Genomic DNA, 20,692 nt, shown 5'->3' with positions numbered 1-20,692 from the left:
GTCTCAGGCATCGAGCAGCAGCGGGGCGATGTAGTCGAAGGCGAAGGCGGCCACTACGAGTACCGTCGCGATCCAGAGCGCGAGCTGAACGAAGCGGCTGGGGATCGGGCGGGCACAGGCTGCGCCATCGGCGCAGGCGCGTCTGGGCTTCCAGTAGACGAGGTAGAAGCCGTAACCGAGAAGGCCTGCCGTGCCGGTGACGAAGAAGGGCTTGTAGGGTGCAAGCGCCGTCAGGTTGCCGATCCAGGCGCCGCCAATGCCGAGGCTGAACAGGATCAGCGGCACGATGCAGCATGACGAGGCGGCGAGCGCGCCGAGAATACCGCCAACGGCGATCAGACGCTGCCGGCCAGCCTCGCCCCGCTCAGGGGCGGGCAAGTCTGTCGAAGTCGTTGTGATCCCCGCCATTCCGGATCGCGATGCAACCATGTCTGCTCTCTCTTTCCTTGCCGAAATCCTCACTGTGCCGTACCATGCGGTCTGTAGTTCCTACAGGGTCAAGGGATAATTTGCGATGCGCGATCACGCCGTGGTGAAGGGCCTGCAGCGGGCGGAGCTCGCGCGGCGGACGGGCTGCAATCTGGAGACCGTGCGCTATTACGAGAAGGTTGGCCTTCTACCCGAGCCGCCCCGCACGACGAGCGGCTATCGCAGTTACGACTCCACGCACGAACGGCGCCTGCGCTTCGTGCTCAGGGCGCGCGAGCTCGGCTTCTCTCTCGATGAATCCGTGAACTGCTGCGTCTCGTCGACGAGCGCGACCAGCCCTGCGCCGAGGCGCGCGTCGTCGCCGCCACGCACCTTGACGATGTGCGGGCAAAGATTGCCGATCTGAAACGCATGGAGCGTGTCCTCAAGGACGTGGTCGTGAAATGCGCCGACGGCACGTTGCCGGAATGCCCGCTGATCGAGACGCTGTTCCAGGAAGGTGCGGTCAACTGATCGACACGCGGTCGGGGTCATGAAACGGCCCATTGAGGGGGCGCCTATGCGGCGCCCCGGACATCGTTCCGGCAAGCGTCGCCCTGCCGGGCCTGCATCCAGTCGGCGATCTCTTGTGCCTTGCTTGCCGCCGTGAAGATGGCGCGCTTGTCGGACCGCAGCACCTCGAGCCAGGAGGCGATGTAGCGGGCGTGATCGGGCCTCGGTTCGACGCTGAGGTTGAGGTCGGCGCAGATCATGGCGCTGAGAAGTTCGACCGTGCATTCCTCCATGGCGTAGGCGGCCGAGCCGAACCGTCCGGAGAGATCGCGGTCGAGGCGATGCTTGGCGCCGGAGGCGTGTCCGCATTCGTGGAGCAGCACGGCGTAATAGGCAACGGCGTCCCGGAAACAGGCGAACTCGGGCATCTGCACGTGATCCCTGGAGGGGATGTAACAGGCCTGCGAGCCGCCATGGCGGATGTCGATGCTCAGCGCCGTGCAGAATCGCTCGGCGTGCTCGATCCGCTCGGCCATCGGCAGCAGCTGCATCTCGGGCGGTGTATATCCGTCGACCTGGGCGGCATTGAAGACCGTGTAGCCACGGGCAAACAGGCGCCGTGCGGGCTTGTCGTGATCCTCGCCGTCGTCCTGACGATCTGTGCCGCCGCTGCGATCGCTCGTCTTCCAGAACACGACGAGGTGGCCGCGCTCGCCCTTGCGAACCTGGGCGCCGATCTCCTGCCATTGGCGATAGGTGCCCCAGATGCCGGCGGGATAATCGGCCGCATGCGCCGCAGCCCAAAGGGTGATGACGTTGACGCCGCGATAGGTCTTGCGTGAGGCGACGTTGACGGGTGTGGTGATGGCCGATCCATCGTGATGCCAGGGCATCCGGTACTCTCCTGCGCCGGCCTCGATGGCGGCGATGATCTGGTTGGTGACGCGCTCGTAGATATCGTTGACGGTCCGGGCCTGGCTGTTGCGATCGGTGGTCATGGGTGCCTCCTGTGCTCGCCCTCTCCGTCGAGGGCGAAGCGGCAGGGGCAGACGCGGCGAGCCGGGCCGTCACGCCCTGTTCTCGGTTACTGGTGCGGAACAGGGTTGACGGGCAGGCAGCGTCTGCCACAACCGAGCCCCTGCCTCGACGGGCGAGCACAGGAGACGTCGGCCATGACCGATGGCCGCAGGACCGGCCGGCGGTGAGGATATCGCGTGGCTCTCAGCCAGCGCCGTCTCGCGGCCCGCGCTGCAGCGGAACGACCTTGGCCTCATTCGATCGCGCCAGTTCATCCTGCAAGCCGGCAATCGCCGCGTCACGCTCGGCAACCTGCAACGTCAGCACCTGGATATGCTGCGCAAGCGTGCGGGTGAGCGCGCGCAGTTCGGCCATCCCGGCACCGCGCATGGCCCGAAGCTCGGCCTCGAGGGAGCGGACGCGGTTCTTCAGTGCTTGAGGAGATGACCGCCGGTGGCGGGCTTCGGCAGCACGAAACTCGGCGAGAAGATCGACCGCACGGTTCGCTGTTGCCCGGCTGACGCCGGCCTCGCGCGCCAGGTTGGCGACGGTGAGCGCGCCGTCGGTGCGCTCGGGCCGGCTGTCGAGCAGCCTTGCCATGGCCGCCCTCAACGCGGCTTCGCTCTTCGGACCCAGAGCGATCATGCATCCCCGTCCATCAGGGGTGCGATCAGCCGGCGCTTGCGGTCGTTGTCCTTCATGATCGCTGTGCGCTGAAGCAGTGACAGGCGACGATCGGCAAGCAGCGCTTCGCCTTCTGCGATCGAGGCCTGCCAGGGCTCGCGATGCCGGACGGTCAGACAGGCGTTCGGGCAGCGATCGGGGCTGCATCGGGACAAGGCCGGCGCTGGTCGCTCGGTCTCCGGCGAGGCGGCCAGGCAGAGCGCGGTCGCGGCATCGAAGAGGCAATCACTGAGAAAGCCAACATGTAAGGTACGGCCAAGATGGGCGAGCATGGTGCGCAGTCGCTTGCGATCCATGATCCGGCCCGGGAGATCGCCAAGCTCGTCCTGCACACGCGCGAACTCCCGTCGCAAGCGCGCAGCACCCGGCCCGGCAGGGCCTTCACGCCGAAGAAAGGCCTCGTAATGGACGACGATATCGTCGAGCTGGCCGAGTGCGCGCTCACGCTCGACGGCGAGGCGGAAGTCGGCCTGCGTCGAGCCCGCATAGCCCTCGAACATGGCGACGGAGGCGTGCTTGTACTGGATCTTGCCCGCGACGGTGCCGAACGGCCGGTTGGCGATGTACCAAGCGACTGTGCGGCGCAATTGCCGTGTCGTGAACTTCCAGGGTTCCTCTCCAATCCGCGGGATTGCCGGTGTGTCTCCGGAGCGCGCATCCAGGCTGTCGCGGAACAGGTTGAGCGTCATGGCCGCGCCCATGCCGAGATGGTCAGCGCTCCAGGGCCAGTCCTTCAGCGTCACCCACAGGGATGACAGCCCCTTCCCCCGGCGATTGCGTTCGGAGAGAACCTCCATCACGGCGACGGCCCGGGCAACGGGCTCGATCGTGATCCAGTCGGCCGTCATGCCGCGCGCGCCATGACGTTTGTAGACGGTGCTGCGCACCCGGTAGCGCTCGACCAGGCCGTCAGCGCTGCGCACCGCCGACACGCAACCCGGCTGCATGGCCTGCACCTCACTGTCGCGCATGCCGGTGAGGTAGGCGCAGACGAGATAGCACGCGCCCTGCAGCATGCGCTCCTCGCGAGCGAGGCTTAGGCCGTCGAAGCGTTCTCGCCATGGCAGCCCGGTGTCCGGATCGATCGAGATCGGCGTATCGAGACCGCCAACCTCGATCCCGAGTTCGGCAGCCGCTTCGTCGATCAGCTGTGCGGTCCGATCGGACTGGCTGACGCGACCGCTTTCGGGAGCACCAGCATGCAGGCGCATCAGGTGGAGATTGTAGGGCGGGATCACCTGGCCGGTCAGCGGATCAATCCGGCGGGCGGCGTTGGGCGCGCGCTCCCAGATCGGCACGCCCCGGCCGGTGGCCCGGCGCGCGTCGAGCCACTTCGCCACGCGGGCGCGATAGGTCTTGGCGACGGCCCGTCCGGTCCGTGTGTCCCGCGCGATCAACCGTGCGCAGCGGGCTTCCAGAGCGTCCAGCTCGGCTCGCGCCGCGAGAATATCGGGCGCGTAGACTTCGACATATTTGAGCGCCCAGCGCAGCATGGTGCCGATGATCGGCTCGGGAATGCGCGGCGTGGCGTTCTCGGCCGGTGCCGGCGGTCGTCCTGCAACGCGGTGGGCCGCTCGCCCACGCCAGGGGAGCGGACCGATGCCGCCGCCGGTGAGCCATGGCGACAGGTGATGCAGGTCGATCGGCACCTCGACATACTTCACCGTCTCATGTGGCGTTCGCCGGCCGCCGTCACGGGCATGGATGAGATAGGCGTCGAGCAGGGCCTGATCGATCCGGCTCAGATCGACCTCGCCGATCCGTGCAATGAGAAACGCCGCAAAATGCTGGATATAGCGCAGCAAACGGATCGCCGAGGTCGCGCCGCAGGGCGCCCGATATCCCGGCACATGGATGCGCAAACGGGCGATCACGTACTCCTTCGCCAGCCGTCGCGTCACCGGGTCGGCGATGCGGGCGAAGTTCAGCCGGTAATTGGAATAGCGCGCGTTCACCCGGAAAATGGCAGCGCCCAAATCCCAGTGATCGTCACCGAAGCGGGGAAGCTGCGTGCTGTCGGCGTCCTCCCTGATCGGAATGCCAGCGAGCACCGGCTCATCGTCGCCATAAATGACCGACGGCAGCGATGCGCGCTGCGGCAGCTTGATCGGTGCCGGCATCATGGCGCACCCGCTTCCGGCGGCAGGTAGATGAGCGCTGGGTCCGAGACCGCAACCTGACGAGCCTGCTCGATCTCGGCATCACTGAACCGGGGCAGGATCTGATCGGCGATCCGGCCATGAACGCGGCCGAACTTGGTCGTCCAGTCGCCTTCGCTGAGTGTCTGCCTCTGCGCCCGGATGAAGGTGAGGAAGGCCAAAAGCGCAGGCAGCTTGCGGGCGGTGATCACCGCGTTGCTGCATTCGAGACAGCCCCAGAACGGCGATGGACAGGCCTCGCCCTCGGCGCTGAACGGGCTCTTGTAGAAGCCGCCGCAGCTGGCGAGCCAGACGTCCTGCTCGCCGCTCAACAGGGAATGAATGCCCGCCGCTCCCGAGACTGGCAAACCGATGGCCTGGTCCGGATCGGCGCGGACGGCAGCTTCCTCGTCCGACGACAGGATGCACGGGCGCAGCGCGGCGTCGAGCGCATCGCTCATGGCGTCGGCGATCGTCGTGTCGTGCAGATGGCGAAGTGCGGGGATGTCGGCATAATGATTGGCCGCGACCGCGACGCTATGGCCGACGGCGAAGCGATCGAGCTGACCGCCTGTGCGCCGGTACCATGTCGCCTTATGCGTGTTGCGCAGGCGCGTCAGGTTGAGTCGGAACGGCTGGCCCTGCTCGTCGAGAATGCCGTGCCGCCCAGTCCACGAGACGACGGCTTCCTTCATGCTGAGGATGCGTGGTGTCAGCCGGCCCCAGGCGCAGTGAACCCAGAGCGTGTCCGCGCCAAGCCGGCTTCTCGCCGGAGCGGTCCACTGCAGCACCTTGCGGATCAAGCCGCCCGGCGTCGAGGAACCGCCATCGCGCACGCGCAGCCGCTTCCACTCGGCGCCGCGCGCCCGCCGCTTGCAATACTCGATCTCGACATAGCCGCCGGACGGGTTCTTCAGGCAGTCGGCCCGCAAGCCCTTGATCGCTTCGATCTCCAGGCCGGTGTCGAGCGATACGAGGACAATGAGCGGCACGAGATCGGCGGCGAGCAGGTGCCGGCGGCCGTGCAGATCGTGGATTAAGCGGTCATTCGGCAAATCGCTCTCACGGCGAAGCGTATAGAGCCGCTTGAAGAGCGGGTGCCGGTGCCCGATGACGCCTTGCGCATCGATGACCGCCATAGCCTGCTCGTGTGCCGCCGCCAGCGCCTTGTCCGGATCGGTATCATCGATTGTACGATCGGCCTCGGCAAAGCGACGGGTGATCGTAGTGAGATCGATGCGCCCGGCGTTCCGCAATGCCCCGGCAACATCATCGCCATAGGCATCGCGCGGCCGTGCGCGCACGCCGGGCCGGTCGCTCGTGTACATCAATCGGCGCGAGGCATCGGGCGACAGATGGCCGGGCTCAGCAGCGTCGGCGAGCCGGAGCAGGTTGAGCACCTTGCTCATCCGGTGCAGCCGGTGATTGGGATGGAGGCCGCTCTCCTCCATCCAGCCGTCGAAGCCGTCGATGCAGGCAGCACTCACGTCCGCAAGGCTGTGCGGGCTGGCGAAAACGAGATAGCGCCAGAACACCTTGAGCGCATTGGCATAGGCGGAGGCTGTCGAGATCGAGCCCGCTGGACCGCCGACTTGGCAGGCGCGCCAGAGCGCGCCGGCAAGCGTCCGCGCCAATGCCTTGCGGCCGCTCAGCGTCGTGAGGTCGATCGTGATGCTGCGATCCGCCAGTGTGACGGTGAAGCGGAGCGACGCGATCGCAGCACCGGCTTCGCCTTCCGGATCGGGCAACGCCTCGGGAAAGAGCGCACGGCGGCCCGGCCGCCGCACCGACATAGCTACCGCAGTGGTCATTGCACATCACCGGCCGTATCTTCGGCCCAGCGATCTGCGGCCGCCTCGACCAGCTCCTGCGCCTCGGCGAGGCTGTCGAGATAGATGTAGGTGCTGGTGATACTCGCGTGCCCCAGGAGATGCTGGAGCTTTTGCAGCGGATCGCCGAGAATCCGTCGATAGGCCGCACCATGCCGATCCTGTGGATCGAACACCGCGCCGATCTGCTCGCGGATCAACATGGAAAGCATGTTGACAGCGAAGGTGTGCCGCAATGTATGGGGGGTCACGTCGACGTCGATACCGAAGCGGCGGCAGCGGGCGCAGGCCCGGCGAAAGGCGGCTTCCCAGGTGGCCGAAGGCACAGGCTGGCCGCCTTCGGTGAGCCAGAGCAAGGCGTGCTGCGCCTGGCCCGGCGCGCCGATCAGCACACGGCGGCGTTCGCCCGGGGTCAGGCGGTCGAGCCGGGCCCGCTTGCCTGCCGCGTCGACGGCCTTCCCGCCCTCCGGCATCAACCAGAGCGGATCGGACACCGAGGGTTCCGACCGCGCGGCGGATATGCTGCGCTCAAGATCGATATAGTCGTTGATCATTGCCAACACGCGGCGGGGGATGCGAATGCGGCGCGGCCGTCCGCCCTTGGCGATCGGACCCGGAAGGTCAAACGGGACCGAGCGCGACCCAGCATCCTTCGCGCGGGGAAGATCGGCCAGAAGCAGGCTGCCCGCCTCCGTCAGCCGCAGACGGTGGTTACCAGAAGCTCGGCGAACAGTGCATTCCGTTCGCCATTGCGGCCTCGCCACGTCGGGTCCTCGGAGCCGTCGGGCAAGCGTCCGCGCAGCCCCACGTCGCGGAACAGGAGATAGCGGCCGAGGTCGATGTAGCGCATATCGTGCCGCCGCGCCGCACGCTCGCGCGCCCGGTTTGTCTGGACGGCGAGCACGGCGTGCGTGCCCGCCGCCCTGCGAAGGGTGACGCCGTAGCTGAACGGCGAGGTCGTGATGATCCCTTCTTCGATGGCCCAGCGATAAAGCTTGTCGAGTGCTGCGACACTCCGGTTCCGGCTCGCTGCCGAGATACGGAACCCGGCATCCGATAGGCGGCGTGCCCTGTGAAAGGCCAGCATGTCATGACGATCTGCCCGCCAGACCGTCTTGCCGCCGCGCCGCTCGCCGAGAAAGCGCGCCCAGACGAGAATGTCCCGGGCGTAGGAGCGCCACGTGTTCGGCGAGCGCGCGCCCATGCCCGGACAGGCGCGGAAGAACCTGTTGAGATCGCGATCGTAACTGCCGTCATCCGCCAGGATGAAGGGCATGCCGTCAATCAGCCCGGCGCGCTCGACCACGTCGTGTACGCCGGGCGCGATGCCCAGTGTGAGGTCGTTGATGGAAAGCGGGCGCGAAACAGCGCCAAGATCGGTAAAATACAACTGCACGCACGATACCTAAACGGAGCGCCTTCGGCGCAACTTCATTATTTAGAATGCGAGGGGTTCCCCTCGCGCTCTCCCGCTCGCCGCGTGGCAGGGGTGCAGGACTTCGCCTGCACCCCATGAACAGCTTGTCGCGCCGCCGCCGCGTCAAGCGTTGTCCTCGCTGCGCTGCGGGAACGCTTGACCCGGACGTCTGAAGAGCTTCACCGGAACAGTCGGTGGGGCGCCTCAATGCCTGATTCTGAGACAGAATTACAGAGTCAGGATAAGGCGCGGCGGTTGAGGAGGCCGTGCTGAAGGTTGATCGCCGCGAGCGGGGCCGGAAGCTGGCGCAGATAGGTGGCCGGCGCGCCTACCAGGCTGGCGAGTTGGCCAAAACTCCAATGCGTGGGGGCAACTGGGGCAGGCGCATCGGGCAGCATTAGCCTCAGGCGCTCCGGATCGTCGCGGCTGGCCTCGACGCGAATCAGCTCACCTTCGACGATCCGGGTCTTGCTGCGCTCCGACCGCCATTTCACCGAATTGTGGAGATCGGTGAGAGAAAGGTAGCGCTCGTCCGCCGGGCGGCTAAACCACTCCGACGACACCCGGCCGATGCGCTGGCCGCGGCTGACGTCGACCTTGTAGCCTCGACGATCATTGCGTGTGGGCGTGTGAATTTCCATCTGTGTCATGGTTGGAGCTCCGCGGCGGGCGCCGGGAGCCGATCTCCCGGACCTCCACCCGCCACCCGCAATCCCGTCCGCCCTCTGCCTCTGTCGGCCTGTCCGCGCCGAAAGAAGCGGAGGGAAGGCTCGGCCTTCAGGAAAGCCCGCGCGTAGGACCAAGCGCCGCTTCACCTTCCGAGCGCGACAGAAATCCGTTGTGCTTTCTTGCGCAACAAGGCCGGGACCCATCGGGATTTCAGATAGCGACCTGAATTGGACAGGCAACTTGTCTTGGATCGAGCACCTGCAAATTCTCCTCGGGCCTAGCCAATACACGTATAAATTGACCCCACGTCATGATACGCGAAGACCTTATCGAGGTTCGAACCTGAGAGAGTAATTGCATGTCGAGCAGGTTCGTCCGGCCCGTGGTGGTGCAAGTTGGCCGGCATGACCGTGAGCGCGTCATACTCGACGTGAACGAGGCAGCGACGATCCTGCTGCGGAGCTTCCCTCATCAGACGGAGAAGCGAAAACTGGCTATGGATGCATGTCTTCAGGTTCTGCGTGGTGAAGCTCAGCCGCCGGTTGCGAGACGGGCCTTCGTTGTAGCGGCGTTAGAAGCGAAGATCCTACGCAGCGACTGAGGTCCAAATGATGGTAGCCTCGATGGCTTCCAAAGTGACTGGGGAAGCGGACCTTCACGCCATCACAGCGATGACCGGGGTGGTGCAGCCGGCAGCAGAGCGTCCAGTCCTGCCGTCGTGGGAAACAACCCGAGGTTCATCTGCTTGACTCGACAACGGTCAGGAAGACGGCAATATTTACGTCGATCGGAGATGGCTTATGCGAGATTTGCCGAGCGACATCGCTGCTGACGTTGTGATCGAAGTCAGTCGGCTTCTCGATGATGTCGAGGATCTCGCGCCTTTGCCGGTGCACGCACTGGTCAAACGGATTCGTACGACACTGCAGACCCGCCTTTCCGATCAAGCGATCGAAGAACTAGTGGTCGAGATGGCGTCGAAACGTGGGTTGCCCATGGTCTTCGACAACCCTGCAGCATAGTCAGTTCTTCCACATCTCTTGTGAAAATATCGGCAAAAGCAGGCGGGGAATTGCCATCGCCCTCGAATGCACCGACAAGAATGGTAGGCCGAGAAAACGGCCATGGATCAGTCTTCAGCCGCCGGGCTGGCGAAGATAAGCCATCGGCTTGACAGCCTCTCATCATGGTTCTCATTTCACCAGTGAAGTGGCAACGCGATATTGGACTTATGCACAGCGAGATCGTCCAACCAGCGGCCGGACGTCGTCACCTCAGTCTACCCATTTCTCGCGCGCAAGAAAAAGGCCGGACCAAAGGTCCGGCCAGGTATGAAGGTTAAAACCTCCAGAGGGGAACGCGCCGGACGAATGGGAGGAAACATCCGACGCAGCGCGCATATAGGTCAGCGAAGGTGACACTTCAACGACGTGCCGACTCGACGTGCCGGTGGGCCACCAGACTTGATCATTTTGGTGCACTGAAGCTTGCTTGCTTGATGCGCTTGCCGAAATCGCATGGCTGGTTCAGCCAGCCTTGCTCAGGTTGCCGGCCACGATTTGCCGGTCCGCCGATCCTGTTCTATCTCATAATTGACCGTTTGGCCGTTAACGAGCGTCGGAACGGGCGAGCCCGCCTCAAGCCCGGGTACATCAGGTCTGCACAAGCCAGACTTTGCCGTGGTCGGCTTCGATCGTCGGATGCATGCCGTGGTTTTCACGGCGGGACCGAGCTGTTGTAGAGTTTGCGCCAGTAGGGCTGGATGAGGATGCCCGAGTCCCGGAGCATCGTCTGAATGTCTTTCAAGACGACCTTGCGCTTGTCGGCGTCGGCGATCGAGAGGGCCTCGTTGACCTTGGCGTCTAACTCGGGGTTCGAATACGCGGTTTCGTTCCATGCCTCGCCGGTGCGGTACGCAATAGCGATCACCTGGATGCCGAGGGGCCGCATGTTTGATCGAGGAGACACGCCGCACGATCAGGTCCTGACCTGTGGCCTTGCCAACGCGAAAAGCGAAACCAACCCGCTCACGGATGATGTCGAGGTGCCGGTTTGTGGCGATCAGCTCGACCGCGATCCGCGGAAACTGCGTCGTAAATCCGTGTAGGAAGGTAGGCATGAAATAGGTGGCTGTTAATCTGGGCAGGTGATCTTCAGCGTCCCGACAGGCTGTTCCTTCCGATAGGTCCTCGCCATGTTCGCGGCCGAGACCTCTGCGCGAACGCGGCGGCAGTAATCGAGATAGACTTGGCCGCTGCCGGTGAGGCTTATGTGCCGGGTGGAACGGTTGAGGAGCCGCAGTCCCAGACGTGCCTCAAGCTAGGCGATGCGCTGGCTGACCGTGGATTTGGGGATCCCGATCCGCCCCCGGCACGGGTAAAGCTGCCCGTTTCGGCGACTTCGGCCACAAGGATCACGTCGTTCACGCTGTCCAAAGCCCCGCATCCTGTTTCGTGTCATTGCTCATTGTACAATAACACGGACAAAATCCCGTATAATCGGAATTGTTGGAACGTTCTCGGCTCGGTAGCCTCATCCGGCGAACAATTCCTTGTAACCGGTCGTCACCATCCAGTTCGCCCGATCGAGATGGCTTCGCACGGTTTTCCGGGCGCGCTCCGGCTCTTGCACCGGATCGATGCCGAGGATGACCTGCGCCATCTCCTCATAGCTCGCCTCGTCGGCACCTGCATCCAGGAGCCTCAGGTAGGTTGTAAAGTGCTGGCGGTCGTAGGTGGTCAGGCTGTCAGACCAGGGCACTTCTTCTTTAAGGCCTGGTTTAACGTCTCGATATTTCATCATGATATTGGGCTCCGGAAGTAAGTGATCGAAGAGCGATTGTTTCTTTTCGACAGCCTAACCAAGCGGATGGGAAACATCCTAGCTAAGACAACATCGCGATCATAATCGCCAAGCGCCCGCTCGAGGCGATATGCGCATTGCGGTTCAACTCCAGGTTACGGATGAATTGCAAAAAGCTCAAGACCGTGCGGCTGCACATCGGGTTTCACGCGGGCTGCTTGGCCATCAAGGCCGTTTGTGACCACAGGATTAATAGGCAAAGCTTTGTGCTTGAATTACCCCGATGCTTAGCATCGGTCCAACCACCGTATTCGAGTTCGTAGCGCCTGCCGAGGGCGCGCTGGCCGGGGCGCGGGTCAAATCGAAAGTCATGAACCGAAGCCCAGCCACCGCATTCTTGATGTGCACGGCTTCGTGAGCTGCGGAAGGACGACTTTGGGCTTCATGGGTGGTGCAAAACATCTTTGACGCTTGGAAAATCACGCGGAAGGGATCGGGATTCAGACCCAAACTCCGACCCGGCCAACAGCGCGCAGATCAACACTGCACGAAGGCGGGATGCTGCGCTATAGACGTCGATGCCGACGAGCATCGCGATTTACATCCGGACTTGCCGTGTACTTCCGGCTCTTGCCGGGGGGCAGGAGAAAATCAGCCAGCTTTGCTGAGGCTGCCAGCGGAGGATTTGCCAGTGCGGCGGTCCTGCTCGATCTCATAGTTGATCTTCTGGCCGTCAGCGAGGGTCGAGAGGCCCGCGCGTTAGACAGCGGAAATGTGGACGAAAACGTCCTGACCACTATTGTCGGGCTGGATAAATCCAAACCCCTTGGTGCCGTTGAACCACTTCACGGTTCCAGTCGCCATATGCGTATTCCTTGTAAGTCGCGCAGAAGGAAGTTGGACAGGTGACCAAGCCCGCGCTCTATGTGGAGGCGGGTCTGCCACTCATGGACAAGGGCCAGCAAGCGTTCGAGCGGAGGATCAAGAAAGTGCCCGGCACGCTGGTGGCGCTCAACCAGGTCATGGCCAATTTCCGCGCTTCCGGAGGCAAGCAATGATCCTGAAGCGGTCCTGGAACGCCTTCTGGCGCAAGGTCGACCTGCCGGCGGCGATGGTTTTCATCATGGCCGCTCTCGCCGGCGTCGGCGTTGCAGTCCTGGTTTCATCGGCTTTGGACCGCCGATCGCGTTCGAACAGGCGACGGTCTTGACGCCAGAGGTTCCGCAAGGAGGTGTCCTCGATCTCCAATATACGAGCGTCCAGAGCCGGGTTTGTGCGGCCACGGTCGAGCGCTTCGTGACCGATTCCGAAGGGACGATCCATGTGCCTTCCACCTATACCGTCGACCGTCGCTCGCTTATCGAAGGCTATCTGCCGGAAGGCCGGGAGACCTATCAGCGCTCCGTCACGATCCCGTTGGCTGCCGCAGTTGGAAGGCGCGCTATGATGCCCGCTTTTCCTATGCCTGCAATCTCTGGCACAAGCTGACGAAGCCGATCGTCGTTTCGGCTCCGTCGGTGGAATTCATCATCACGCCAGCACCTGCCCCGCTCGAGCCGCTGACGCCCGATCAGCCGGCCGGCTGATCGTTCAGAAGTGACCCAGCCCTTAGCTACTGCCGGTTGGTAGACGCGTGCCGGCGGCGCGCGTAGAATTCCACACGATCCGGGCACACACTCCCGTCCACCCCCGTCGTGCCTGGTAAACGACTGATCTCCCGCCGTGCCGAAAGGTGCGGCGGGCTTTTTTTGTTTGCCGTACGGAACAACTTGGCTAGAGCGAATGTTCGGCTCCTGCAGCATCTCACAGACCTGCTACGATCATGTCGTTTCCCGGCAGCTCCTCTGAATGGGCGGGGCTTCTGCATGGTTTTGCGTTTATCGTCTGGGCGACAACCTTGGTCAAATTCTTACATTAGAAACTTGGAACTTAAGTGAGGCAGAAAACATTGTGGCGCCATGGGCAAGAACGATGGCGACAATCTTCCTGAGTGGTTTCCGGGCAACCTGCCCGAGGACCCTGTGATCCGAGCCGATATCGCGAAAAGAATTTCGAGAGAGACCGACGGTCAAATTGGGCCGACGGTTTGGTGGTCAGGAAGGCCAGGCGGGATCGCAATCTGCTCGAGGAACTGGAAAAAGGTGACGCCGCCCTCGACAGCCAGCCGTCCGTGGTTCCGTTGCTCCTGGTTTTGTATGTGCTCTCAATGTTGGGCTTCGCAGCGTACGCCATCGCTGGTTGGTATCTTCCATAGCGCGCTTTGAGTTTCCATTACCCACTCTGGCAATGAGCTGCGCCAAGCGGTTCCTGTCGGATTTGTCTTTCGCCCATGCTGAGCCGTTCGCGATGGTGGCGCGTGCTTCTCTCATTAACTCACAGGCTCGAGCGGTTGGTGCTCCGGCTCCGCATGGTGAAGCACCTGGCCGAGATCGCGCATGTCAAAGTCCTGACCGCACACGGCGCAATAGTCGCTTGGCAGTTAATTAGGTTCTTCCTCACTTTGTGTGGTGATCAGGCCGGTTGAGTGGCAGCATGCGTGCTCTAAGGAGTTCGGAGCCCGCTCTGCCGTACATCGCACGCTTGATCGTCTTCAGGCGGTTGATTGCCCTTCCGCCTGGCCGTTGCTCCACGGTAATTCAATGGCATTGCACGGCGTCAACGTCACGGCGTAGGACCGGCGAAACGCGTGATGGCGACGAGCCCGGAGTTGACGGCATCGTCGATCCAAGTGTCGAGCTTGTCCAATTCACGGGCCCCGCAAAATGCCGCGGAAGCGCATGGCAAGCCTGCGCATCGTGGCAAACTCATGTGATCCCTGCTTCAGGACGTCGACCTTCCTCGCCTGGTTGATGGTCAGCATACCCCGGGCATGCAGAGGGCCGCGGCGACTACCGGCGAGATCACATGGCCGGTCGCCGGATCCCGTATGGGGACAGCGTCGCGGGCTGGTTGACGGCGTATGATCGAAGCAGGCGACGCACTGTCCTTGCCCGGCCTCTCGGCGCGGCGCCAGCTTGCGAGAAGCCGCTCCAGATTCGAGAAACTGCCCGTGTCGCCGCGCTGTTTGATATCCGTGGAACAGGTGTCGTCCGCAGCGATTGCCGTCTCTCCAGGACTGGCTAAGAAACGCCTCGAAAATATAAGGGTGACGTCGGCTCGACGCGGCCCTGCGTCGGTCGGGTGGCGTGTCGAAAGTCAGCCATTTAGCGATGCTGCGCCGGCATAGCCGGTATGACGGGGGATCTCGGAACAGGACAGCCCTTCCTTGCGCAAGGCGTGAACCATTTCGAACACCGTCTGCCGCGATTGTCGATGAGCGTGGCGCACCCGGCGCCGATGCGTTGCGTCAAGGTGCGGATCAGCCTGAATCAGATCGACTTGCGCGCTCCCGATACCCTTATTAGGCAGCAATGCACGCCCCGTGGCGCGGCCCGAAAGGCTCATCTGCTCCTCGATTGCGACCCGCAGATTCTGCATGAGATGGAACCGATCAGCCACCTGGCGCGCTTGCGGTGCGCCCTCACGGACAGCCTGCGCATACAGGCCGCAGCGGTCTCGGCTGACGACCTCGACGGAAGGGTGGTCCCGCAACCACTTTGCTGCACTCTCGACGCTCCGATCATCGAGAATGTCAACAACCGAGCGACGCTCGAGATCAACCACGATGGTGCCGTATCGCGTCGCTCGCCGCCAACTCCAGTCATCTATGCCGACCACCCGAATCTCGGAGGTGCGGTGAGCGGCCGCGGCATCTCGCTTCAGCTGCCGCAGGATACTGTCGTCGCTGACCGGCATGCCGAGCCGTCGCATCAAGCGCTCGCCGGGACGGCCGCCGGTGCTATGGCCGAGCAAACCGACAATCTCCGCGACCCTCCTTGTCCGGCGCGCATAAGGGGAAGCAATCGTCGGCAGACGGTCGGTGAATGTTTGTCGTTCACATTTCTGATGTGCGCACCGCCAACGGCTCAGCCGGAGCTTCACCGTCACGGTCCTGCTCTGAACCGGCAGATCCTGAAGGCTGCGGTTGGACCAGCCATGCCGACTTCGGGTCCGTCGTCCGCAATCGGGGCAAATGCCGAACGCCGGTCCGGCAGCGGAAACAAGCCAACTGTCATCATCAGTGAGCGCGACACCCAGTATTTTAATCCCTGGGCCGGGGGACCATTTTGTTTTCGTTCGCATGCCCGCACATAGCGGCATCCTCGCCAACGGCGAATGAACCACACAAAGTGAGGCAGAGTCCAATTAAGTGCCAAGCGATACTTGGCACTAGCGACCGAGTGCAGTGGGTCTGGTTTATGATGGGGGTTGCGCGAGATTGCCGTTTTGCTGTCGATTTTGATGAGCTTTAGCTTTCGGCAAACTTTGAAATCTCGACACAGTGTCCTCCTTGGCGTGCTGCCCGCGCCAGCCTCGCACATTTCGCGTACGCCTACACTTTCACTTTTCCATTGCCCGACTTGCAGGCAGCGAGCCACTGCATCGCGGAGGTTGCATCTTCCAATATAGCGGCCCGTTTCGCAAAGCCGAAAAAGGCATTGCGCGCTGCGCTTACAGGTATTCGCTCGTCGTATGCATCATAGCACGCCTTGAGGGCGGCTTCGTGGATCAAGTCTCTGCGGTTTCCTGGCCACTCGTTGAGGAAATCGATAGCGTCGGCCAGGCTGGCAATCTCTTGCACGATGTACGTTGCACGCTTAACGAAAACTGGGCTGCGGAAAGCATCAGGGTTCATTCGTTCCTCCCGACCTGCTGAATACCTACTTTGCGTGATGAGCCGCCTCATCGACATCCGCCGAGCATTGCAGAATGTGTTGTCAGAGCGATGACGGTTTAAGAGGAAGGCAGCGGGTCGTAGTCCTCTGGTGCAGTCTTCGGAGGTTCGGAGGGGAGCTTGAGAGTCACAGTTTGGCAGCCCATCACCTCGGGCCATTGGGCAAAGATCTGCACGCTGTCTAGAGCGTGGCTTGGCAGTCTATTTGGGCGCTCACATGCCAATGCGGCTTCGCACCCGCGATCGGTCAAAGTTCTCCCGTTGGTCGTTCGCTGAAGGAAGCCTCGACATTGCCGACACGAGCGCGGCGTTCGGGCAGACCGCCGGCCGGTGGTCCTCCGCTTGCAGCGCCGTCGCCTTCTCCCAGAAAGAGCTCTGTGGATGGCTCCCGCGATGCAAGAGGTAATTGGACGTTACGGCGCGTTGGGCGGGTGCAGTCTTCTGTCCGGCCTGTTGATGCAGCCGTTCGAGACTGCTGGCCCTGATGGGTCGGCGAACTGGATCCCATCTGCCTATCAGGCTATGGTGCCTCCGATATTCGACGGGTTGTCCCTGTTCCCGGCCTGACCAGTCTCGCCATCACATCGCGTCGCTCTCACAACCTACTGGAGCCGATCGATCGGCCCGCCTGTTCTCTGTCCTAAAATTTATCTTCTTCGCAACCTTACACCGCAAGGTTCGCGGCATGACGAGCTTGAGGTCTCGCGCGTACCATGATCGCCCAGACCACACGGGCCATCTTGTTCGCCATGGCCACACTCGCCAAGCGCACGGGTTTCCTGGCGAGCAACGCGACAAGCCGAGGATCCGCTGCCGCCCCTCGAGTTTTGCGAAGGGGTCGGCCCGAGCCAGGCGGCGAACTCCCGACCCGAGCCGAACTGCCCCGGATCGGCAACGGATGCAGCCAATGCTAGAGCCCCTACCGGACCGATACCGGGGAACCGTGCGGGTGCGACGGCAGTCGGCCACGAAGCGACGGGCAATATCCTCGTTCGGCACCGCCATCTCGGCTTCCCGAAACAGCCATTCCTTCAGTTCGCGCGCACCAACAAAGAGATCGTCGGTAGGCAGGCCAAGCTGCATCGGGGCGAGGCTTAGAGACCGCGCCGACGTCGTTCGGACCGCTCTGCGAGCCGGAAGCCGCCTTGCCCTTCGACTTCTCATTTGCGACAGGCCCTGATGAATTACCAAGCCGGGCTGCAGCGGGAAACCTGTCCGGATAACAGGATCACAGCGTCGCCATCCCTGACGCGCAGTGGGGCCGTTCCACCTCATCAGCTTAGCCTAGGGCTCTCATAGTGCGTCGCAACATTTTGATGCTGCGATGCGGAACTTTCCGATAAAGCGGCAGTTCTCTATGCTTCTAGCACGCGAGGGCTCGATGAGGCGCTACAAGATTCTGCCGTCGGAATCAGGGCTGTGGTCGGTGATCGATAGCCTGACAGGGCTTCCCGCCGAGAGATACGGTCGGCCGCTCACCGGGCTGACGCGGTACGAGGCCGAAGAGGCTGCCTTTAACCTCAGCGAGAGCACTCCGCCATGGATGGCCAGGGTCAGACATCGCAGGCGTTAATCAAGGCTGCCGATTCCACAGATGGTCGGAGCGATGCGCCTCCACTCTCAGCACACCCGATCGCGTAGCCTCTCACCTCTTCCTTCGGGATGAGCGCGTCATGGCAGGGGCGCTTGTGCTCTCCAGTTCGCCGTACCATAAGAGATCCGGATCGTCGCGGTGCGCCATCACCGGCGCGAAATCCACGAGGGGCCGACAGCTTCATCTTTTCGGCAAGTGCGGTGAGGTCGCCACGAAACGGCTGGGATGTTCGACCCGTATGGGCACATCGACGAGATTAGAGTGAGGACGCGGGATTTTCTCTAGCCTCCTGGGCACTGCGGGTTCGGCGTGGACGTCGGAGGGACCTTTACCGATCTATCGCTGGTCAACGAGCTCACGGGTGAGTTGCACCACTTCAAGACGCCTACGACATCGCAGGAATCCGACGGCTGACGAATTTCTTTTGAGGTCCGGACTGTCTGTAACCGAATAGCCACAGCCTTTACCCAGCGTCATCACGTGAGGACTGACGGGTGGTTCGCGTAGCCATGTTCGTGCATAAGCACACCTGGAATGAATTCCTCCCTGTGAAACAACCATGACTAGTCGTTTTCGCTTGGAATCTTCGGCGCTGAACGGTGTTCGAACCTCGGCCGTTGAAGGGGTTTCGGAGTTGGACTGTTCCGAGGGGATCGAGGCGTTGATCGATGCCGCCAGCGCGGATGCCGTTGATAAGGCGCGTGTTTCGCTGGATCAGTTCAAAGGTAGGTCGGAAGCAATCGGTCCAGCAATTGACGAATTCCTGCTTGATCTGATGACCCTTGTGTTTGTTGCAGAAACCACCCGCGAAAGATTCCACAATCCGGTGCAGCGGTTGGTGCGCATGAGATTGACCAGGATCAGGCTGTTGTTGGGGCGCGGCGATGAGAAGGAGCAACCGCTATGCCAAAAAGCCGCCGCTTGATCCCGATGTCGCGGACGAGGCACCCCAGTCCCCGATCCTGACGGGCTATGACAAAGAACACTTTGTGACCTATCTGCGTTTGCTCGACGCAGCGGCGGACGATGCCGATTGGCGCGAAATGGCGCCTGTCGTGCTGCATATCGATCCTGAGTGCGAACCGGACCGGGCACACAGAGCTTGGGAAACTCACCTGGCGCGGGCGCGCTGGATGACGACGACCGGATATCGGTTTCTATTGCAAGGCAGTGCGCCGCACTGACTTTGCAGACCGTCTCGAGATCTCGCAAGACGATGTCCGCCTCGGCTGTTCTGCCGCCCTCGCGCCGAGGCCAGACTGTCGCCCAAGGCTCTTTCATGGCGCTCAGGGATGTAGATCATCTTGAAATTGTATTGCGGCGTAAACCATCGTTCGAAAACCCATGGCTTGAAGTCTCGATCGGCTGCTTCTCAGTCTCGCCGGACATTTAAACGCTCAACAGCGCCTTGTGGAACAATAGCGTTTTAGGCGGTGCGCGAGTTTTGGCCTGCTGTACATTGCAATAATCACCAGCCACGAGGATGCGTTCATCCATGCAGCCGATTGGTCGCCACCTCGCCACCCTTGCCGAAGAAGACGAAGCCGGTGGCGCGTTCGGATGATCCAAGATCGACCGTTTGCGGCAAAAGGGATTTGATTTTTGGCGGCAAGGTAGGCAAGTGTAGCATCCGGCGGAGGCGTACTGTAGGGGATGCAGATCATCTGAACCATGATTTTATATACCTACTCACTTGAGGCTGAGCCGAGCAAAGACCGCTGGAACGACACCGGAATCCCAGGTTTCTTCTTTACAGAACTGGACGAGGTGCGGCAGGTCGTCCGCGAGCTCCGCGACGAAGTCACCTCGGATGAGGATGAGGAGCCTTCATGGAGTCCGGTTCGCATCGAGCGGATTGAACTTCTCGCACCGACGACCCAGAACGTCCTGACCCTGCTCAACGAGGGGATTGGGCCGCTGATCCAGCGCTATGAGATCGTGGAAACCATTGCCTAATAACTAAGCCGAGAGCTTTCCGGCAAGTCCATGCCCGCGCACTTTGCTGACCTTCTGTTGGCCGTTTTCGCAGCGACGTGCGCACTGGGCCCACCCGACAATTGGGCGGGATAGGCTTTGGCGAATTGGTCGAGGCCGACGAGATGCAGATGATCGCGAACGAGTTCGCCTCTCTCGCCAGCGCCCAACCGGCTTTGGCGTAGCGCCGCGGCGACATTGACCTCGACATTGAGCCAGGGCAAAAGCCTGTGCTCCTGGAAAACGATCGAGCGGTCCGAGACCCGGCCGTTCCACCCTCTGTCCATCAAGCCGGATGTCGCCGTCATAATCAGTGTTGAGGCCGAGGACGAGTCGCAGCAAGGTGGACTTGCCGCAACCCGAGGATCCCACGATGCTGACAAACTCGCCCTCGTCGACTGCAAGATGGATATGCGACAGCGCCTGGACCTGATGGCCGGCGACACTGAATCTCTTGCTGACGTCAGCAATCTTCAAGCGTGGCTTTGGCCACGTCCCCGTTCAGAAATGGGGACAGGGCCGCTCATGGAATCCTCCAGCGCAGAAAGTGATGCTCCACGGAGCCGGCGATGACATTGAAGACCACTCCGACGCCACCGAGGAGGAGAATGCACAGCAGCAATAGATCCATGTGGAACAGCCTGGCCCTCGTTCATGCGCCCGCCGATCCCTGGTGCGATGTTGAGCAGAAGCTCGGCCCCCCTGTCGCGGTCCAGGCATAGATCAGCGCGGCATGAAGGCCCATGAAGATTTGCGGCAGCGCTCTCGGAATGGCGATGATCCGGGCGAAGTCGAAGCAGCCGAAGGTCAGCACGTTGGCAAGCTCGCGATAGCTGCGCGGGATGCCGGACACGCCCTGCCAGGTGTTGCTGG

Annotated in this window: 24 protein-coding genes and 4 pseudogenes; 12 read left to right on the top strand and 16 right to left on the bottom strand. The window is 62.3% G+C overall.

Annotated features, from left to right (window positions below; translation table 11 throughout):
• Positions 1-3 precede the first annotated feature (3 nt).
• Positions 4-429: a mercuric transporter MerT family protein gene (locus NKH23_RS26130; protein ID WP_353035696.1), complete on the bottom strand. Its 426-nt coding sequence runs from the start codon at positions 427-429 to the stop codon at positions 4-6.
• Between the two features lie 85 nt (positions 430-514).
• Here NKH23_RS26130 and NKH23_RS26125 point away from each other — a divergent pair, with 85 nt between their 5' ends.
• Complete coding sequence (locus NKH23_RS26125) at positions 515-835, top strand: MerR family transcriptional regulator (RefSeq protein ID WP_502912377.1); 321 nt, start codon at positions 515-517, stop codon at positions 833-835.
• Positions 736-942 carry a MerR family DNA-binding protein gene (locus NKH23_RS34690; protein ID WP_502912378.1) on the top strand — a complete coding sequence of 69 codons (207 nt, stop codon included), beginning with the start codon at positions 736-738 and terminating at the stop codon, positions 940-942. Before NKH23_RS26125 ends, NKH23_RS34690 begins: the two co-directional genes overlap by 100 nt.
• Positions 943-986: 44 nt before the next feature.
• Here the strand turns inward: NKH23_RS34690 and NKH23_RS26120 are convergent, their stop codons facing one another.
• The 7 genes and pseudogenes from NKH23_RS26120 to NKH23_RS26090 all read right to left on the bottom strand — a co-directional run.
• Positions 987-1,919, bottom strand: a complete 933-nt coding sequence (locus NKH23_RS26120) for an ArdC family protein (RefSeq protein ID WP_353035694.1) — start codon at positions 1,917-1,919, stop codon at positions 987-989.
• 223 nt (positions 1,920-2,142) lie between these two features.
• On the bottom strand, positions 2,143-2,583 hold the full coding sequence (locus tag NKH23_RS26115; RefSeq protein WP_353035692.1) for a hypothetical protein: 441 nt from the start codon (positions 2,581-2,583) through the stop codon (positions 2,143-2,145).
• Positions 2,580-4,742 (bottom strand): hypothetical protein, encoded by a 2,163-nt coding sequence (locus NKH23_RS26110; RefSeq protein WP_353035690.1) that lies wholly within the window; start codon positions 4,740-4,742, stop codon positions 2,580-2,582. The genes NKH23_RS26115 and NKH23_RS26110 overlap by 4 nt, the downstream gene beginning before the upstream one ends.
• Entirely contained in the window at positions 4,742-6,571 is a 1,830-nt protein-coding gene (locus tag NKH23_RS26105) for a site-specific integrase (RefSeq protein WP_353035688.1), read from the bottom strand. The genes NKH23_RS26110 and NKH23_RS26105 overlap by 1 nt, the downstream gene beginning before the upstream one ends.
• Positions 6,568-7,143: a hypothetical protein gene (locus NKH23_RS26100; RefSeq protein WP_353035686.1), complete on the bottom strand. Its 576-nt coding sequence runs from the start codon at positions 7,141-7,143 to the stop codon at positions 6,568-6,570. The genes NKH23_RS26105 and NKH23_RS26100 overlap by 4 nt, the downstream gene beginning before the upstream one ends.
• Before the next feature lie 140 nt (positions 7,144-7,283).
• Positions 7,284-7,985 carry a site-specific integrase gene (locus NKH23_RS26095; protein ID WP_353035684.1) on the bottom strand — a complete coding sequence of 234 codons (702 nt, stop codon included), beginning with the start codon at positions 7,983-7,985 and terminating at the stop codon, positions 7,284-7,286.
• Between the two features lie 266 nt (positions 7,986-8,251).
• Positions 8,252-8,656: pseudogene (locus NKH23_RS26090) on the bottom strand (hypothetical protein); the annotation flags it as partial.
• Between the two features lie 377 nt (positions 8,657-9,033).
• On the opposite strand from NKH23_RS26090, the gene NKH23_RS26085 reads away from it, so the two are divergent.
• Positions 9,034-9,276: a DUF982 domain-containing protein gene (locus NKH23_RS26085; RefSeq protein WP_023803716.1), complete on the top strand. Its 243-nt coding sequence runs from the start codon at positions 9,034-9,036 to the stop codon at positions 9,274-9,276.
• A 199-nt stretch (positions 9,277-9,475) separates the two neighbouring features.
• Positions 9,476-9,697, top strand: coding sequence for a hypothetical protein (locus NKH23_RS26080; RefSeq protein WP_353035682.1), 222 nt, complete (start codon positions 9,476-9,478; stop codon positions 9,695-9,697).
• A 630-nt stretch (positions 9,698-10,327) separates the two neighbouring features.
• On the opposite strand, the pseudogene NKH23_RS26075 reads toward NKH23_RS26080, so the two are convergent.
• Positions 10,328-10,628, bottom strand: a pseudogene (locus NKH23_RS26075) (ABC transporter substrate-binding protein); the annotation flags it as partial.
• Between NKH23_RS26075 and NKH23_RS26070 the strand changes: the two are divergent.
• On the top strand, positions 10,624-10,782 hold the full coding sequence (locus NKH23_RS26070) for a hypothetical protein (RefSeq protein ID WP_023803719.1): 159 nt from the start codon (positions 10,624-10,626) through the stop codon (positions 10,780-10,782). The pseudogene NKH23_RS26075 and the gene NKH23_RS26070 sit on opposite strands and share 5 nt — an antisense overlap.
• A 425-nt stretch (positions 10,783-11,207) precedes the next feature.
• On the opposite strand, the gene NKH23_RS26065 is transcribed toward NKH23_RS26070, so the two are convergent.
• Together NKH23_RS26065 and NKH23_RS26060 are read right to left on the bottom strand one after the other, a co-directional pair.
• Positions 11,208-11,474 (bottom strand): DNA -binding domain-containing protein, encoded by a 267-nt coding sequence (locus tag NKH23_RS26065; RefSeq protein ID WP_031257000.1) that lies wholly within the window; start codon positions 11,472-11,474, stop codon positions 11,208-11,210.
• A 654-nt stretch (positions 11,475-12,128) separates the two neighbouring features.
• Positions 12,129-12,341, bottom strand: a pseudogene (locus tag NKH23_RS26060) (cold-shock protein).
• Positions 12,342-12,382: 41 nt separating this feature from the next.
• On the opposite strand from NKH23_RS26060, the gene NKH23_RS26055 reads away from it, so the two are divergent.
• The 3 genes from NKH23_RS26055 to NKH23_RS26045 all read left to right on the top strand — a co-directional run bounded on the left by NKH23_RS26055 (position 12,383) and on the right by NKH23_RS26045 (position 12,965).
• Complete coding sequence (locus tag NKH23_RS26055) at positions 12,383-12,535, top strand: hypothetical protein (protein WP_023803724.1); 153 nt, start codon at positions 12,383-12,385, stop codon at positions 12,533-12,535.
• Positions 12,532-12,687: a hypothetical protein gene (locus tag NKH23_RS26050; RefSeq protein WP_023803725.1), complete on the top strand. Its 156-nt coding sequence runs from the start codon at positions 12,532-12,534 to the stop codon at positions 12,685-12,687. Before NKH23_RS26055 ends, NKH23_RS26050 begins: the two co-directional genes overlap by 4 nt.
• 86 nt (positions 12,688-12,773) lie before the next feature.
• Positions 12,774-12,965, top strand: coding sequence for a hypothetical protein (locus NKH23_RS26045; RefSeq protein WP_353035679.1), 192 nt, complete (start codon positions 12,774-12,776; stop codon positions 12,963-12,965).
• A 1,007-nt stretch (positions 12,966-13,972) separates the two neighbouring features.
• Here NKH23_RS26045 and NKH23_RS26040 read toward each other — a convergent pair.
• The 3 genes and pseudogenes from NKH23_RS26040 to NKH23_RS26030 all read right to left on the bottom strand — a co-directional run bounded on the left by NKH23_RS26040 (position 13,973) and on the right by NKH23_RS26030 (position 17,159).
• Positions 13,973-15,659: pseudogene (locus tag NKH23_RS26040) on the bottom strand (ISL3 family transposase).
• Between the two features lie 250 nt (positions 15,660-15,909).
• Entirely contained in the window at positions 15,910-16,212 is a 303-nt protein-coding gene (locus NKH23_RS26035; protein ID WP_023803730.1) for a DUF982 domain-containing protein, read from the bottom strand.
• Positions 16,213-16,898: 686 nt separating this feature from the next.
• The gene (locus tag NKH23_RS26030) at positions 16,899-17,159 is read right to left on the bottom strand and encodes a transposase (RefSeq protein WP_502912375.1); all 261 of its coding nucleotides are present in this window, start codon (positions 17,157-17,159) and stop codon (positions 16,899-16,901) included.
• 995 nt (positions 17,160-18,154) lie between these two features.
• On the opposite strand from NKH23_RS26030, the gene NKH23_RS26025 reads away from it, so the two are divergent.
• The 4 genes from NKH23_RS26025 (at position 18,155) to NKH23_RS26010 (ending at position 19,801) form a co-directional block, all read left to right on the top strand.
• Positions 18,155-18,259, top strand: coding sequence for a hydantoinase/oxoprolinase N-terminal domain-containing protein (locus tag NKH23_RS26025; protein ID WP_084833964.1), 105 nt, complete (start codon positions 18,155-18,157; stop codon positions 18,257-18,259).
• A 247-nt stretch (positions 18,260-18,506) separates the two neighbouring features.
• Positions 18,507-18,770 carry a hypothetical protein gene (locus NKH23_RS26020; protein WP_353035677.1) on the top strand — a complete coding sequence of 88 codons (264 nt, stop codon included), beginning with the start codon at positions 18,507-18,509 and terminating at the stop codon, positions 18,768-18,770.
• Positions 18,730-19,029: a DNA -binding domain-containing protein gene (locus NKH23_RS26015; protein WP_353035675.1), complete on the top strand. Its 300-nt coding sequence runs from the start codon at positions 18,730-18,732 to the stop codon at positions 19,027-19,029. The genes NKH23_RS26020 and NKH23_RS26015 overlap by 41 nt, the downstream gene beginning before the upstream one ends.
• A 487-nt stretch (positions 19,030-19,516) precedes the next feature.
• A complete protein-coding gene (locus NKH23_RS26010; protein WP_353035673.1) occupies positions 19,517-19,801 on the top strand; it encodes a hypothetical protein in 285 nt (94 codons plus the stop codon).
• Between the two features lie 3 nt (positions 19,802-19,804).
• Here the strand turns inward: NKH23_RS26010 and NKH23_RS26005 are convergent, their stop codons facing one another.
• Both NKH23_RS26005 and NKH23_RS26000 read right to left on the bottom strand, forming a co-directional pair.
• Positions 19,805-20,191, bottom strand: a complete 387-nt coding sequence (locus NKH23_RS26005) for an ATP-binding cassette domain-containing protein (protein WP_245277912.1) — start codon at positions 20,189-20,191, stop codon at positions 19,805-19,807.
• Between the two features lie 280 nt (positions 20,192-20,471).
• Positions 20,472-20,672 carry a hypothetical protein gene (locus NKH23_RS26000; RefSeq protein ID WP_023804255.1) on the bottom strand — a complete coding sequence of 67 codons (201 nt, stop codon included), beginning with the start codon at positions 20,670-20,672 and terminating at the stop codon, positions 20,472-20,474.
• Between the last annotated feature and the right edge of the window lie 20 nt (positions 20,673-20,692).

The organism is Mesorhizobium sp. M1328, assembly GCF_040318075.1.
GTDB lineage: Bacteria > Pseudomonadota > Alphaproteobacteria > Rhizobiales > Rhizobiaceae > Mesorhizobium.
The sequence above is the reverse complement of the archived record's forward strand: the minus strand, read 5'-3'. Positions and strand labels throughout refer to the sequence as shown.